Source organism: Pseudomonas sp. yb_9 (genome assembly GCF_043103635.1).
GTDB classification, from domain to species: domain Bacteria; phylum Pseudomonadota; class Gammaproteobacteria; order Pseudomonadales; family Pseudomonadaceae; genus Aquipseudomonas; species Aquipseudomonas monteilii.
Genome location: NZ_JBICKA010000006.1, coordinates 168,015 through 183,783, shown reverse-complemented (window position 1 = coordinate 183,783; position 15,769 = coordinate 168,015). Strand labels below are relative to the sequence as shown.

Here is a 15,769-nt window from a genome sequence, read left to right as displayed (position 1 = left end):
GTCTCCTGTCGACAGCCTGTAGGTCGTCGACCGTGATTTTTATATTTGTGTCCGCTTCGCGGCAGCGGCCAATATCCGCGTATACCCACTACAAATAAATCCGCAGAACTACGCCCACAAGCCTACGTAGTTCTACTGAGCTACCGGCTATGCGATCGGGTCTATCGACCGCTAGCCGCTTTCGGCTACTCGGTGCATCGGGGATTGACATAAGATGCTGAAGTCTCAGTGGCCTCTGATCGCAGCATCCAAGACTGCTGGTCGCGTATAAGGTCTGGACAGGAGTAGGAATGCAGCTCAAACACAAAATTGTCGCCCTGGGGATCTTGCCACTTGTACTGGCTATTGCCGCTATCTGCGCGCTTGTCATCTCCCTGAACAACCAGCTGGGTGACCAGCAAGCACAACTGATCGAAGACAGTATTTTGGTCAGTAAGCGCGCAGAGCTTGAAAACTACGTAGCGATGGCGAGGAGCTTGATCGCCCCCCTCTACAACGATGGCCATGGCGATGACCATGCTAAGCAAAAAGTCCTAGACGAGCTGAGGAAGCTGAGCTTTGGCATCAATGGTTATTTTTTCGTCTACGATCGCCAAGGCCGTAGTCTGATGCATGCACGGCAGGCAGAGCTGGTCGGCAAAGACCTCATGGATATGAGGGATCCACACGGTCTCCTAGTGATTCAAGCGTTGCTCCAGAGTGCCAAGTCTGGTGAGGGCTTCCAACGCTATGCGTGGAGCAAGCCTTCCTCCGGGAGAGTGACCGAAAAGCTCGCCTACGTCGTAATGTTGGAACAATGGGGGTGGATGATCGGTACGGGCATCTACCTTGAAGACGTTGAAAAAGCCACTCAGCAAGCTCGTGATGAAGTGGCTCATGGCATCCGCAAAACGATGTTGTCAATTGCTGTCGTAGCCCTTGTGGCAGTCTTGTTAGTATTTGCAAGCGGAATGACGTTGAACCTGAGTGAGCATCGGCTAGCCGACACCAAGCTACAACGCTTGAACCAGCGAATTGTGAGCCTTCAGGAAGAGGAGCGTTCGCGCGTTTCTCGCGAGCTGCATGATGGAATTAGCCAAGTCCTCGTGTCCATAAAATACAAACTTGAGCTAGCAAGCTTTCTGCTCGAAAACGGAGAAAGCCCAGGGGCAGTTATCTTGAAAGAGGCTACCGAGCGGCTTGGAGAGGCCATTGGTGAGGTTCGGAGCATCTCACACGACCTTCGCTCTTCGCTCTTGGACACCCTGGGGCTTCCTGCCGCGATTGGACAATTGTCTGAGGAGTTTGAGCAACGCAGTGGACTGCGGGTAACGTTTGAGACTAATGAGTTTGAGTGCCTGCTGGACGATGGGGTGCCCGTCTCGCTTTTTCGAATTGTTCAGGAGGCGTTATCCAACATCGAGCGACACGCTCAAGCTCACGATGTTGCCATTACGCTGTATGGAACCGAGCAATCTGTTCGCTTGAGAATAAGCGACGATGGAATTGGCTTCAATGTTGATGAAGTTGAGCGTCGCCACGCTGGGATCGGGCTCAGAAATATACGGGAACGCGTCGAACACCTGGGTGGTCGACTACATCTGGCCTCTGCACCAGGCCGAAGTGAGGTCGATATTGAGATTCCAATGAGTATTCCCTGTAAAAAAGTTTGACTCACCTAATTCGATAACAATGGACACCCCCATGAGCCTAACAGCACAAATTCGTTTAGCCCTGGTCGATGACCACTCGCTCGTTCGCGACGGGATTAAGGCGCTGCTTTCGGTAGTACCCAACGTGGCTGTTGTGGGTGAAGCTGAATGTGGCGCACACGCCATGGAAATGGTTGATCAGTGCAAGCCTGATCTACTTCTAGTAGACATCAACCTACCGGACATAAACGGTCTTGTACTCACACGAACATTACGCGAAAGGTATCCTTTACTGCGGGTTCTAGTACTCAGCATGCATGACAGCAAGGAATATGTCAGCGAATCACTGCGTGCGGGTGCAAGCGGCTATGTGTTAAAAAACTCACCCTCAAGAGAAATCGTCGCTGCAATTGAAGCAATCGCAAATGGAGGTACTTTCTATAGTGCAGAAATAGCGCAAAAACTTCTCCTTGATGACGGCAACTCAAGCGAACTAACACCGAGGGAAAGCGAAATTCTCTATAAAATGGCTCAGGGACTGAATAACAAAGAAATGGCCCGAGAGCTTAACATAAGCGTCAGGACTGTAGAGACTCACCGCCTGAGTATTCGACGAAAACTAAAAATCGACAAACCTGTAGCGCTGGTAAAATATGCCATCGACCATGGAATAATTTCCAGCCAACCAGCGGCGAAGACCTGAATAATTAGCTAACACACCCGACTACACTGAAATCAAACCGATTAACATGCAATATGAAACAGCTCAGCATCACCGAAATTATCATAGCCCGCGATAATAATTGTAGATTTCGTTTTGAGGGTTGACGCGACTATGTTATCAGCAGTCGCGGATAACAGCGCGTAGGGTTCGCCGACTGAGTTTTTTACTAATGCATAGCGCAGCCTTGCACGAAAAACTCTCACTATCATGTACAGAATCTCTTCTACAAGGGCATACACCATGCCTTTTGCCTCGGTCAAACGCTCAACGGCCTAGGTGAGAGCCTCCCTTGATGGGCAGTTCCACCTTCGATAGGTGTGCTTTGTGCGAACTTCGCGCATCGAATCGCATACGAGGAGGGCTAGGCTGATAGCCGGTAAGCAGGTGTGTTGGCGTCTTCATGATACCGCTCCGACCTCAATGGATGCCCAGGCAACCTGGGGCTGCACACCCTTGTACTTTCTCCATGCCTGCATCCATTTCCTATCCTGGTACGCTTCTCATATTCATAAGCCCCTGCTGGGCGAAGACAAAAGTGCTGCCAGCCTCAAGCATTTCCCACCTCGCTAATTTTAATAATAAAAACAGTAACTTGGAATTTTTTCCTTGAACCGCTACCGCCTCATCCTACGGGATCACCTCGATACCCGCTGCTGACCTTGGAAGGATGCGGCCTGCTGATCCTGCGTTGATCTAGATGATGCGAAAGAAAGGGTTTGCAGTCGCCTACCCGGCTCGGGAGCCATTATCCCGCGCGCCCGCCAGGTACGAAGCGCTAAGGATGGAAAGGTCGTCACATGGGGACATGGCGCCTTGTTTGAAATAATTCCTTGCAAGCCACCCTACCAGTTGGTAGAGTGATTCCTCAGCGAACACCCCACCCATAAATGTGTTGCACATAGGACTTATCAAATGACAAACAACCTGAACGGTATTGACGTAGCAGCCCTGCAACAGTTTGCCCAAGGCGTTGCTGAGGATGCGAGCAAGCGTCACGCCAGTTTCAACGTTAAGACCGCGTGGAAAGGCCAGACCCGCACTGTGGCCAAAGTCAGCCGTTACAGCCTGGCCGGTGAAACCTACTCGCGTGATTTTGAAATCGCCGCCGATGAGCCAAATGAATTGCTGGGCCAAAACACCGCACCTAACCCTCAGGAGCTGCTGATGGCTGCTCTCAACGCCTGCATGTCGGTCGGGTATGCCGCCAATGCCGCGATGATGGGCATCAAGATCCACAGCCTGGAAATTGAGACTGACGGCACTCTCGATCTCCGTGGCTTCTTGGGCATCGATGAAAGCGTTAACCCAGGTTACGACGAGGTAAGTGTCGTAATCCGCCTGCACACCGATGCCTCCCGTGAGCGTGTGGAAGAGCTGCACAAGGTGGTGCTTAAGACTTCGGTGAACTACGCGAACTTCTCCAAAGCCATTCGTATGGTGCCTACCCTCGAAGTGCGCGAGGGCTGATCCTTAGCCGCGTCACATCCAAGTCCAGCGTGCATCAGCAGAAAACCTGCTGGTGCCGCTCTTAACGAAGTCGGGATAACCGGAGTCTGCAATGATTGATTTTTTTAATGGCAAAAAACTGTTGGTCGTCGGCGGCACGAGCGGCATGGGCCTGGAAACGGCGCGCCTGTTTTTGAAGGCTGGTGGCAGCGTGGTACTCACTGGCAGCAAGCAGGACAAAGCCGACGCTGTTCGCGCTGAACTGAGTTCATTGGGGAACGTATCGGTGATCGTTGCGAACCTGATGACCGAAGAAGGAATGAATTTCGTACGCAACGAAATCAATGCAAACCACAGCGACATTGGCTTCATGGTGAACTCTGCAGGCATATTCATTCCGAAGCCTTTCATCGAGCACGATGAGGCTGACTACGACATGTATCTGGATTTGAACCGCGCCACATTCTTTATCACTCAGGCCGTGGTCAAGAATATGCTTGCCGCCAAGCGCGAAGGTTCCATTGTCAACGTCGGTTCGATTGGCGCACAAGCTGCACTGGCCGGCTCTCCAGCGACTGCTTATTCGATGGCCAAGGCGGGCCTGCACGCAGTCACCCGAAATTTGGCAATTGAACTGGCGCACTCTGGCATCAGAGTCAATGCGGTGTCGCCTGGCATCGTCCATACCTCAATCTATGAAGGTTTCATGGACAAGGACGCGATCCCCGATGCGATGAAGTCTCTTAACGATTTCCACCCGCTGGGGCGAGTCGGTGTTCCCGAAGACGTGGCCAACACCATCCTCTTCTTGCTCTCGGATAAAACTTCCTGGGTGACAGGTGCTATCTGGGACGTTGATGCAGGAGTGATGGCAGTACGCGCCTAATACCCTAGCAAGCCCTGCGTATGGCGCCTCCTGTTGAGGCGCTTTCTCAGTGCGCTGACTTCGGTGAAAGGTGCTGGCTGTAGGAGTTTCAAATGTCTATTACGACAAAAGCTGCGCTTATGAGTTACGCGGAAACCCAGATGCGTTCAAAGGGTTACTCAGCATTCAGTTACGCTGATCTCGCTGCGAAGATCGGTATCAGAAAAGCCAGCATTCACCATCATTTTCCTACGAAGGAGTGCTTGGGCGCAGAACTGATCAGCGATTATATCTCCCGGTTCAATGAAACGCTGGCATCAATCGAAGCCTTGCATCCCGAGCCATTGCAGCGCTTACAGGCCTTTTCCCGACTATTCGTGATCAGCGCGAATGAGGGGCTGCTGCCTTTATGCGGCGCATTGGCTGCGGAAATGGCTGCGTTGCCATTGTCGCTCCAAGGGCTCACGCGGGACTTCTTCAACTCTCAGCTCGCCTGGCTCCAAAGCACTCTGAATGACGCAGTCCGCCAGCACGGATGGTCGCTGGGAACAACGGCTGAGAACTTCGCCTTCATGCTGTTGAGCATGCTGGAGGGGGCAAGCCTTATTGATTGGACACTCGGTCGATCAACCGACCCTCTGGCTGGCTTTAACCATTTGCTTGAAATGGCGGCAATGCAGGCTTCCCTCCTTCGCGCAGGCTAAATTATGCAAAACTCATCGAAAAAATATGTAGTCGACATCTGGTCTGATTATGTGTGCCCTTGGTGCTGGATAGCCAAGCGCCGCTTTGAGAAAGCACTTGAAAGCTTCTCAGAGAAGGACGACGTGCAAGTCAACGTTCGGGCCTATCGGCTGGCTGCTAACCACACTCCTGAGCCGATGATCCCGGCCCTGAAACGTAAGCTCGGCAACGCAAACTCCGCTTTGGCGATGATGGGTACAGTCAGTAACTATGGCAAGGTCGACGGGTTGGATTACTGCTTTGACACCATGATGTTTGGCGATACCACTGACGCTCATGTGCTAGTGAAAGCTGTTGAAGATTTGGCAGTAAAAACGCGGCTCGTAGAGGCGCTGTACGAGCAAAGTACCAGTCACGGCAAGTCCCTCTTTGATCGCACCAGCTTGGCAGCGATTGCTAAAGACGCAGGTGTGTCGGACGAGTCAATCCAACTGGCTTGGTCATCTGCAGAGCTGCGCGCTGAAATGGAGGCGGATGAGCAGTTTTCCGCCCAATTGGGCGCTGGCGTACCGCTTTTCGTGTTCAACAATAAATTTTCAGTGGTAGGTGCGCAGCCTGAAGCTACGTTTCTTAAAGCACTTAATCACATGGTTGAGAGCATGCAAGTCGACGACAGCTCACCCACTGGACAGGTCTGCGGCATCGATGGCTGCAAGATTTGATTGGCAATGAATGGAGGCACTCTGAAGGTGCCGCCTGCCCTTAATACAGAACGAGAAATCCAGATGAGTCGTATCGTTGAGTTGAGCGCTCCCCAATTTGCTCGCTTCGTAGCCAAAGGGAGCAGTGTCGTAATGTTCTCAGCCTCCTGGTGCAAACCTTGTAAAGAAATGAAGCCGATCTTCTTGGAGCTGGAGGGGAAACTCCATTCATTAGCGGTATTCGGAAAGATTGATATTGCGGTGTCTCCGACAATTGCGCCGATGTATGGCATCCGCTCTGTGCCATCCTTGGCGGTTTTTCACGAAGGCCGATTACTGAAAATCTTCGCAGGGTCTAAGTCAGTTTCATCCTTGAAGAAAGCGATTATTGCTGAGCTGGAAGATGCTTGCTGACCGAGCATCCTCCGTAACTCGTCAATCTGTTCGGTCATTATTCTCGCGGTTTCTTAGACCATTTTCTCCTGGGCCTGTGTCAATTGGGTGAGCACGATCTTCGTTGAAAATTTCCGTCAGTAAAGCGTTCGCTCGTTTGTAAGCGTCGTACTTGAATTCGGTGTCATCAACAGGTTGAGCGGCCATTTCTTCCAGCATTTCCAAATTCAGGCGACGGAACCGATCCGCACGCTCACGAGCCTCGTAGCGCCCTACACCCAGTTGCTCCAAGGCTCTTCGCCCAAGAGACAACGCGCTTTCAAAGGTTTCCCGTTCCACGGCCTCTATGCCCATCTGGCGCAAGGTAATGCTGTGCCCCATATCACGAGCGCGCACCACCAGTTTTAGGGATGGAAAATGCTCTTGGGCCAGCTCGGTCAGTGCCAGGTTATCGTCCTGATTGTCGATAGCGTTGATCAGCACCACGGCTTTCGCGGCACCCGCAGCGTGAAGTAGATCGAGACGTGTAGCATCCCCGTAAAACACCTTCACCCCGAACTTTCGCAGTGTCTCAATGTGGTCGGGATCATGATCCAAGACCACTACCTCAAAGCCACAGGACATCAGCAGACGCCCAGCGATTTGACCGAACCGACCGAAGCCAGCAATGATGACCCGAGGATTGCTCTGATCAATGATGTCTGATTCCTTGCTGCCCTGTTTGCCCGACGAGTCCAAGTGATTGAGCAAGAGGATCAGCAGAGGCGTTACACACATGGACAGCGCAACCGCCAACGTCAGACTTTTACCCCAGGGGTCGACCAGGATGCCGGCGACTGTCGCTGCGCCAAATACTACAAAGGCAAACTCACTGCCTTGGCCCAGGAACACCGCCTGCCATGAGCGCTGATCACTGGGGACACTCAGGAAGCGCCCCAGAAGCTTGATCACGAGCAGTTTGATCAGGATAAAGCCCAACGTCAGAGTGATGACCTTCAAAGGGGCATCGATCAGCGTTCCGAAGTCAATCGACATGCCTACGCCGATGAAGAACAGACCCAGCAAGAGTCCCTTGAAAGGTTCGATATCGCTCTCCAGGGCGTGACGGTATTCCGAACTGGCCAATAGAACGCCCGCTAAGAAAGCCCCCATGGCCATGGATAAGCCTGCCCCTTCCAATAAGAGGCCGAACCCGAATACCAGGAAAAGGGCGACAGCACTAAAGATCTCCCTCAGGCCAGAGCGCGCTACAAAGCGAAGGACGGGTCTAGATACGTACTGACCCAAGAGAACAACTGCGACAATTGCACCAACGATTTTGGCGATGGACAGGGCCAGCTCCGAACCCGAGGGCGTACCGCCATTTGCGGCCAGCAGTGGAATCATAGCCACGAGGGGAATCGCCGCGATGTCTTGGAAAAGCAACACGGCAAAGCTGCTTCGACCCACCGCAGTCGAGGTCACGTTCCGCTCATTCATGGCCTGCATGGCGATGGCTGTAGACGAGAGGCTCAGCGTCAGTCCCACAAGCAGCGCAGCTGTCCAGCTCAAGCCTAGTGCAGCGCAAAATATTGCGATGGCTGCACCACATGCAAGCATCTGCAGCGCACCTCCACCGAACACCATTCGACGCATAGACCAAAGACGCTTGGGGTCGAGTTCAAGACCGATGATGAACAGCATCAACACCACGCCAATTTCAGCAAAGTGCAGTATGGACTCAACATCGGTTACAAGCTTCAAGCCCCACGGGCCAATTAAGCAGCCGGCAATCAGATACCCCAGAACCGGGCCTAAACCTAACCGAACGGCAATTGGGACTATCAAGGCAGCTGAGCCCAGATAGATAAGCATTTCAATCAGGCTGTGAGTGTCCATTTAATCTTCCTTCCACGAGGCCAAAAGCTCGCCGTAATGACGGATCTGCCTGAGCAGTCCGGCTTGATCTGCTCTGTATGTGCCGTGAACTGCTACTGGACTTAACCAACGCATTCCACAGTAATTTGCGGTTGCTTGAAGGGGCTGGGACAGCACGGCGAAACCTGGGTGGTCGCCGCCTTCAAAATGATCATGGTCTCCGCCCGTGGTCACGACCCACAGTAGATTTTTATTTTTTAAAGCAGTAGCACCATTGCCGTATGCCCAGCCCCGTGTGAAGACCTTGTCAATCCACAACTTCAAAAGTGGCGGGTAGCTATACCAATACAAGGGATGCTGCAGAACCAGCAGGTCTGCTTGTTCAACGGCCTCCTGTTCAGCTTCAACGTTGATATTGAAATCTGGGTATAAATCGTACAGGGAGCGGATTACAACATCGGGTCTATTTGCTGCGAACCTGAGCATCAACTTGTTTACGTTGGATTTCTCAGGATAAGGATGGGCGTAAATGATCAGAATCATGGCGTGATACCCCACCAACCTGGCGTTCTACAATAACGGAAAAAGCCCCCTGGTCGTTGAGCGTAAAATGCACTCAACGATCAGGGAGCTATTGGTTCAGCGATGAAGCTTTACTGGCCTGCTTGCAGCTTCAACACATCCTGGGCAGTGACTGGATTGCCAGCAATGCCCCAGTCTCCGCTCTTGACCTCTTCGAAAATTACCCAGGTCAGGGCACGCATATTTTCCCCTTCCACCGACACCATGGCGTCAGTCACTTTGCGAATCACCTCAGCTTTTTGCTCGTCAGAAAAAACCCCTTCAATACCCTTGATAGTTACGAGTGGCATGGTGTTCTCCTAAATGTTTGGGATGGAATATCAGGCTTTTGCTGCTGCGTATTCCGGGTAGTCGGTGTAACCCTTGTCAATCGAATCGCTTACGCCGTAGTAGGTCGCACGATCACCCTCGGCTAGAGGCCAATCGTTCTGCATACGCTCTACAAGATCAGGATTAGCGATATAGGCGGTGCCGAAGGCAATCAGGTCTAGCTCGCCTTTAGCCAGCTCAGACTCTGCAATTTCCTTGGTGAAGCCGCCCGCAGCCATCAAGGTGCCTTTGTAAGCCTCGCGGAACGCAGCACCGAAGCCTGGTGGCGTTTGCGCGGCCAAGATGGTTGGTTGGTAGTTCAGGTGAACAAATGCCAGCTCTCGTTCATTGAGGGCAGCCGCCATGCTCATCCAGGTTTCTTCTTCGCCTTCGTAAACACCGAAGTCGTACAGGCGACCAAACGGCGAGAAGCGAACGCCAATCTTCGAACCACCGATCTCAGCAGCAATGGCGTCAATCGTTTCCAGCAGGAAGCGCTGGCGGTTGGCAATAGAGCCACCGTACTGATCAGTCCGAGTGTTCAGGGCGCTGCTCAGGAATTGATCGAACAGGAAGCCGTTGGCTGCCATGATCTCAATACCGTCAAAACCTGCATCCATCGCCATCCGCGCGGATTTAACGAAATCCGCAATGACGCGTTTCACTTCTTCAGTTTCCAGGGCGCGTGGTTCGCTTGGTTGAACAGGCCCAGATTTGCCCGGTTCGATCCAGGCATACACCGTGGTATCCACCGCAGGCACCGTACCGGAGGATACAGGCACCATGCCATGTACCGAAACGTGGGACATGCGGCCCACGTGCCAGAGCTGTGCAAAAATCTTCCCGCCCTTGGCGTGCACCGCGTCAGTGACTTTGCGCCAGCCTGGTAGGTGCACATCTTCGTAAATGCCAGGGGTGTACAGATAGCCACGAGCCTCATCGGAGATAGGCAGGCCTTCGGTGATCAGCAAGCCGGCAGAAGCACGTTGCGCGTAGTACAGCGCGTTGGACTCATTTGGAATGTTGTTCAGAGTTCGGGTGCGAGTCATGGGCGCCATGACAACGCGGTTTTTCAGGGGAATGCCAGCCAGATCGTAAGGTGTGAAAAGCTTATTCATGATTACTCTCGAAATCGTCTAGGAAGGAAAGTCGGCGTTATGCTTAGGACTTATCGAAAGCGTCGAGTACATGGGTGCTGTACACCAAAGCGGCACCGGCGTTCATGTTGATGGCTACACCCAGTGCTTCGGCGACTTCTTCACTTGTAACGCCGAGCTTCTTAGCCTCAGCAGCGTGGAAGGCGATGCACCCGTCGCAGCGAGTGGTCACAGCTACAGCCAAAGAAATCAGCTCGCGGGTTTTGGCATCCAGATGATTCGTCTTCCCACCAGCAGCGCCTAGCGCAGCCATGCCTTTCATGGTTTCAGGGGACAGGCCATTGAGCTCTACGAGGCGAGTGTTGATGTCTTTGCGGGTTTGCTTCCAATCTTGCATGAGGCTCTCACATGGGCGTTAACGCCCGGCAGGTTCGCGGGTTTGTTTCGACAATGGACATACGCTACCATCTAGTTGGTAGGCTTGCAACGCCTCATGCGAAATTCACGTCATTACGCATGATTGAGGTGACAGTATCGATACGTGGCCAGCGAAACGTGGGACGAAGGCGCCTGTCCATGACTGCGCGCCTACCTACAGGTAGCTCACTGTAAGCATTGAATGGACGCTGAACTGCACACCCAAGGTGTATCGAGTGACTACAGCTCGGGAGCGGGTTCGGTGCCCCTATCGGGTCGACGAAGCTCACGATGCCCTCGCTAGCGTCTCCAGAAACAGCTTGAGCAAATTACTGCCGGGCACCTACGCCAATGCCGATGAGACTGTTGTTCTCATCTGCGGCTGGAAAACGGTGGGAAACACACAAATACCGACCGATAGGTAGCTTTTCGACCGGTATCGTTAAATCACCTGATTTAGGTCTGCTCAGCGACGTCGTCTCTGCTCTGAGCATTGGTTATACGCGCGGGGTATGCACCGCTCGTCCGGATGGGCAGCAGGTGATAAAGAATCGTAGGAACAAATGGCCGTAAGGCTGGGAGAACGGAGGCAGGCAGAAGGAGAACGGGCTACAAAGGAGATCTACATAGGTGACGCCCACCCTGGCAGGTGGGCAATCAGGTACGAATTACGATGCATTGATAGGTGTGAATCGCACCGATCAGACAATGATACTTCTCATAATCAAGCTGAAGCCGGATTGCGAGCCTACTTTATCGCTCATCGCCCAAGAAACAAAACTGTCACCTTCTAGAATGTTCAAAATCGCTCTTGAAATTTCATTTGGATTTAGATCGCCGCGTATCAGATTTTCAGCTTGACCTTTGATCAAATTGCTTTCTAACCACAGGAGATGAATTTGGAAAAACTTTTGAGTAAGCTCTTTGAGACTTTCTGGCAAGGCGGACAACTCTGCTGCAAGCGCACCACAGAGAGGTAGCATTCCATTTTCCGAGCTATCAACAAACAATGAGGCGAAAGCCTCTAAGCGGTCTAGCGCATCAGCGTTTTGTTCATTGATTAAAGCTAGATTTTTCTCAAATCTAAAGAGATAGCTCTCAATCACCGCGATCCCGAGCCCTTCTTTCGTCGGAAAGTGGTGATGAATGCTTGCTTTCTTAATACCAATTTCATCCGCTAAATCTGCATAGCTAAATGCTGCGTAACCCTTGGTACGCAATAGTAATTCAGCAGTAATGAGGAGATCGGAACGCGTGCTCATGACTTTACCTTGATTTTCTGATAGAGCCATATTAACTGCATTAGGGCAGTGATTCAACTCATAGAGCGATAAGGGGACACCATGAAACGCCCCCTAATCGCCCAAAACCGTTTTTACGTGGCCTGTACGGCTTTCACCTCTTCATCAGCCCTGACTTTCGCACGAACGACTCTCGACCACCCAATGAGTAGGACAACTGCTATCACCGGAATCGAAAGGACAGTATACGTACCATTAGGGTAGTCAAAGCCCAATAGAACTAGTACAGCAAGCAGGAAAGCAAGGGTCAACCATGAAGTGAACGGCGCGCCTGGCATTTTGAAATCCACCATTGCGACCTCCCCTTTTTTTACTGCACGCCGATACCTTAACTGCGACAGAACAATAAAGGCCCATGTAGAAAGTATACCTAAGGAAACCATATTCAACAGCAATTCGAACAATTGTGATGGAATCAAGTAATTCAGAAATACACCAAATACGTTAATACCCATGGTCACTAGGATTCCCATGTAAGGTACCCCTTGTGAATTCATACGCTTAAAGATTTTTGGTGCAGAGCCACCCATCGCAAGCGACCTCAAAACCCGCCCAGTTGCATACAGCCCTGAATTCAAGCTTGAGAGCGCAGCTGTCATCACGACAATATTCATGATGGAACCAATACCTGGAACTCCGAGCATTTCAAAAAAAGTTACGAAAGGGCTAACATTCGCACTATAGGCAGTCCATGGAAGAACAGTAACCAACAAAAATACAGAGCCAACGTAAAATAGGCTTATCCGCCAAATCACGCCATTGATTGCTTTGGGAATAACACTCTTGGGATCCGCCGTCTCGCCAGCCGCGGTTCCAACCAACTCTATACTCGCATATGCGAATATAACACCCTGCACGATTATTACAGCCGGCAGTAAACCATGGGGAAATATACCACCGTTGTCTGTAATTAGGTGCAACCCAGGGATAGTCCCACCTACCTCATGACCCGTAGCAAAAAAGTACGAGCCCACAATCAAAAAGATGCTAATTGCGGCAACCTTTATCACCGCAAACCAAAACTCCATCTCCCCGAACCACTTCACACCCACCATATTCATCAATGTGACCACGCCCAATGCGCTTAGTGCAGACACCCACTGGGGCACATCTGCGAACACACCCCAATACTTCATGTAAATCGCAATTGCGGTTATATCGACAACACCTGTCAGTGCCCAGACTAGAAAATACATCCAACCTGCGACGAAGGAAGCACGCTCACCCATAAACTCACGAGTGTAAGAAACAAAGCTCCCACTACTCGGTCTGTGCATTACTAATTCACCAAGCGCCCTGAGTATGAAAAAAGCGAAAACCCCGCACACCAAATACACAACAGCGAGTGCGGGCCCTGCGATCTGCAACCTGGCACCGGCCCCCAAAAACAAGCCAGTACCAATTGCCCCTCCAAGCGCCATCATCTGCACATGCCGCTTCTTTAAGTGCTTTGAATATCCGCTCTCGTGAGATTCGAGCCATTCTGACTGACTTTTTAGATCGCCACTTTTAGCTTTGAATGCGGACTGCGATGTTTCAATTTGGCTTTTCATGTGTCACCTACGCGATGAATTTGCAGTTTTTGTATTATTTCTTGCAAACCTAAACTTGCGGCAGATCCCAACACATCTATGAAGCATTATTATTTTTAAATGTCGCAACACCGGAGCATTGAATGAAAAACCCGCTCAACCCCAGGCGAGCATGACGACACAACAAAAACCTACCATCCAAATGGATGGCTTTCAACAAAAAATTACAAATCAGCTTATCTTATTGAATTTATTGGATATTTTTCTTGATCCCAACCATATGGTAGACATTTACCAATGAAATGCATAACCTTGAACCTGCCGGTGGCGCTCTCGCCCACACCCTAAGCCAACGTTCTGGAAGGTAAGATGAACAAATACAATAACGTACAAACGTTACTTGCTCAGGCCTCCGTCCAACCTGAGCAACACCATGGGTTTGTCAACACGCCAATTTATCGGGGCTCTACGGTGGCGTTCCCCACCTGTGAGTCGATGCGTGAGGGGCGCCAGAAATACGTATACGGTCGCTGGAATAACCCCACTACGGAGGCTTTGAGTCAGGCATTGCGCCAACTTGAGGGAGCGGAAGGCACAGTGATATGCCCATCAGGCCTCTCGGCCTGTACTACCGCCATTCTTGCGGTGGTCGGCGCTGGCGATCATTTGCTCGTGGCCGACAATGTATATGCCCCTATAAGGACATTCTGTGAAAGCGAAGGTCGGCGCCTAGGAATCGAAGTCTCGTTTTATGACCCCACAATAGGGTCAGGCATCATTGACTTCTTGAGGCCAAATACTAAAGCTATCTATACAGAGTCACCTGGCTCTTTAACTTTGGAAATTCAAGACATTCCAGCAATTGCCAAGATCGCTCATGCGCACGACATACTCGTAATTGCTGACAATACTTGGGGCACACCACTTTACTTCCCGTCAATAGATCTCGGTGTCGACTTGTCCATCATGGCAGCGACAAAGTATATTGTCGGCCATTCCGACGCTGTCATCGGAACGGTATCGGCATCCAAGCGAGCCTGGGATCGCTTGAAGCGCTATCACTTCAACATGGGGCTGTTCGCAAGCCCTGATGACGTGGCCCTCGCGCTCAGAGGACTGCGAACATTAGATGTCCGGCTTGAACGACACTTCAAGAACGCAACTATTGTGGCTAAGTGGCTGGATAATCACCCTGATGTTGAATCAGTCTATTACCCTGCCTTAGAGTCCCACCCTCAACACCACCTATGGAAGCGAGACTTTAAGGGTGCTTCAGGCTTGCTTTCATTTGTCCTCAAGCCGTCAACGCAAGCAGCGGCAGATGCGCTGCTAGATAACTTGTCATTGTTCTCTATTGGCTACTCCTGGGGTGGCTATGAAAGCTTGGCAATGATAGCAAACCCGAGTCTGGTAAGAAGCGAAACCGCCTGGGAGGTAGAGGGACACCTAGTTAGGCTTCACATTGGACTTGAAAGCCCACATGATCTTATTGAAGACCTAGAGTTAGGCTTTTCCAAGTACAACTCGCTAAAACCTTAAACTCGCAAAATATTTTAAGCGCAGCCTGAAATATCAGGCTGCGCCTTATAACTTAGTTACAACTTTATGAGCATGCCACTCACTACAACACCCCAACTTGACAAGCCACCTACCTAGTGATAGGCTTAGTTTGCACTTTGTACCAACCGAAATAAGTTAATGAGGAAGAGCATTATGGACAAAAACAGTAACCCACCCAATCGGCCAACTTTTCGAGTTAGCATCAACCGATCATCTGCCAACAGAAGAGTTCGTTATATAGAAGGAACCCAGATTGATCCAAATGAGTGCATATTTTGTGTGCCAGATCTGGATGATGACGTCGTTGACATAGCTGACCGCGTGCCTGACGACAAACTTAACAGAAGCCCAAGCTAATCAAGTGAATCCTCACTAGCACTTACAGTTATACCAGATTTGTATTGCAAATTGTCTTAGAGAATTCGTCAGCGAATTGCTCGCATTAAAGCAACAGGCCAACATACACTTACGGGACGCCATACCATGCTGAGTGTGAGAATACAGCGCACCGAGATGTTGAAGGAGCCTCTAAAGTGTCTTACCGTAGCTGCGCTAGTAGGTTGAATAAGCGGGTATAGTCGAAATGGTACAACTATAGCTTCCCAAGCTATCGGTGAGAGTTCGATTCCCTCTACCCGCTCCACTTCGACTTTCCAGGGACTTCCACCGA

Annotated in this window: 15 protein-coding genes and 1 tRNA gene; 9 read left to right on the top strand and 7 right to left on the bottom strand. The window is 51.1% G+C overall.

The annotated features are described in order from the left end of the window. The first annotated feature begins 290 nt into the window (after positions 1-290). The 7 genes from ACF8MI_RS01135 to ACF8MI_RS01105 all read left to right on the top strand — a co-directional run bounded on the left by ACF8MI_RS01135 (position 291) and on the right by ACF8MI_RS01105 (position 6,465). Positions 291-1,652: a cache domain-containing protein gene (locus ACF8MI_RS01135; RefSeq protein WP_181097902.1), complete on the top strand. Its 1,362-nt coding sequence runs from the start codon at positions 291-293 to the stop codon at positions 1,650-1,652. Positions 1,653-1,683: 31 nt separating this feature from the next. Then, positions 1,684-2,334, top strand: coding sequence for a response regulator (locus ACF8MI_RS01130; protein WP_392517317.1), 651 nt, complete (start codon positions 1,684-1,686; stop codon positions 2,332-2,334). A 933-nt stretch (positions 2,335-3,267) separates the two neighbouring features. Further along, the gene (locus ACF8MI_RS01125) at positions 3,268-3,822 is read left to right on the top strand and encodes an OsmC family protein (RefSeq protein WP_014860752.1); all 555 of its coding nucleotides are present in this window, start codon (positions 3,268-3,270) and stop codon (positions 3,820-3,822) included. Between the two features lie 91 nt (positions 3,823-3,913). Then, entirely contained in the window at positions 3,914-4,687 is a 774-nt protein-coding gene (locus tag ACF8MI_RS01120; protein WP_063427211.1) for an SDR family NAD(P)-dependent oxidoreductase, read from the top strand. Between the two features lie 92 nt (positions 4,688-4,779). After that, complete coding sequence (locus tag ACF8MI_RS01115) at positions 4,780-5,370, top strand: TetR/AcrR family transcriptional regulator (protein ID WP_063427213.1); 591 nt, start codon at positions 4,780-4,782, stop codon at positions 5,368-5,370. Between the two features lie 3 nt (positions 5,371-5,373). After that, a complete protein-coding gene (locus ACF8MI_RS01110) occupies positions 5,374-6,072 on the top strand; it encodes a DsbA family oxidoreductase (RefSeq protein WP_121161168.1) in 699 nt (232 codons plus the stop codon). 63 nt (positions 6,073-6,135) lie between these two features. Beyond that, on the top strand, positions 6,136-6,465 hold the full coding sequence (locus ACF8MI_RS01105) for a co-chaperone YbbN (RefSeq protein ID WP_063427272.1): 330 nt from the start codon (positions 6,136-6,138) through the stop codon (positions 6,463-6,465). Positions 6,466-6,486: 21 nt separating this feature from the next. Here the strand turns inward: ACF8MI_RS01105 and kefC are convergent, their stop codons facing one another. The 7 genes from kefC to ACF8MI_RS01070 form a co-directional block, all read right to left on the bottom strand. After that, on the bottom strand, positions 6,487-8,322 hold the full coding sequence (kefC, locus tag ACF8MI_RS01100) for a glutathione-regulated potassium-efflux system protein KefC (RefSeq protein WP_014860755.1): 1,836 nt from the start codon (positions 8,320-8,322) through the stop codon (positions 6,487-6,489). Next, positions 8,323-8,844 (bottom strand): glutathione-regulated potassium-efflux system oxidoreductase KefF, encoded by a 522-nt coding sequence (gene kefF, locus ACF8MI_RS01095; RefSeq protein ID WP_121161166.1) that lies wholly within the window; start codon positions 8,842-8,844, stop codon positions 8,323-8,325. A gap of 110 nt (positions 8,845-8,954) precedes the next feature. Beyond that, on the bottom strand, positions 8,955-9,173 hold the full coding sequence (locus tag ACF8MI_RS01090) for a 4-oxalocrotonate tautomerase family protein (RefSeq protein WP_014860756.1): 219 nt from the start codon (positions 9,171-9,173) through the stop codon (positions 8,955-8,957). 30 nt (positions 9,174-9,203) lie between these two features. Continuing rightward, positions 9,204-10,310 carry an alkene reductase gene (locus ACF8MI_RS01085; RefSeq protein ID WP_014860757.1) on the bottom strand — a complete coding sequence of 369 codons (1,107 nt, stop codon included), beginning with the start codon at positions 10,308-10,310 and terminating at the stop codon, positions 9,204-9,206. 43 nt (positions 10,311-10,353) lie between these two features. Beyond that, positions 10,354-10,686 carry a carboxymuconolactone decarboxylase family protein gene (locus ACF8MI_RS01080; protein ID WP_014860758.1) on the bottom strand — a complete coding sequence of 111 codons (333 nt, stop codon included), beginning with the start codon at positions 10,684-10,686 and terminating at the stop codon, positions 10,354-10,356. A gap of 721 nt (positions 10,687-11,407) precedes the next feature. Continuing rightward, positions 11,408-11,968: a TetR/AcrR family transcriptional regulator gene (locus ACF8MI_RS01075; protein ID WP_063427219.1), complete on the bottom strand. Its 561-nt coding sequence runs from the start codon at positions 11,966-11,968 to the stop codon at positions 11,408-11,410. 113 nt (positions 11,969-12,081) lie between these two features. Continuing rightward, positions 12,082-13,560: an amino acid permease gene (locus ACF8MI_RS01070; RefSeq protein WP_063427221.1), complete on the bottom strand. Its 1,479-nt coding sequence runs from the start codon at positions 13,558-13,560 to the stop codon at positions 12,082-12,084. Between the two features lie 348 nt (positions 13,561-13,908). Between ACF8MI_RS01070 and metC the strand changes: the two genes are divergently transcribed. Both metC and ACF8MI_RS01060 read left to right on the top strand, forming a co-directional pair. Further along, entirely contained in the window at positions 13,909-15,078 is a 1,170-nt protein-coding gene (gene metC / locus ACF8MI_RS01065; protein ID WP_014860761.1) for a cystathionine beta-lyase, read from the top strand. A 589-nt stretch (positions 15,079-15,667) separates the two neighbouring features. Then, positions 15,668-15,742, top strand: a tRNA-Gly gene (locus tag ACF8MI_RS01060). Positions 15,743-15,769: the final 27 nt, after the last annotated feature.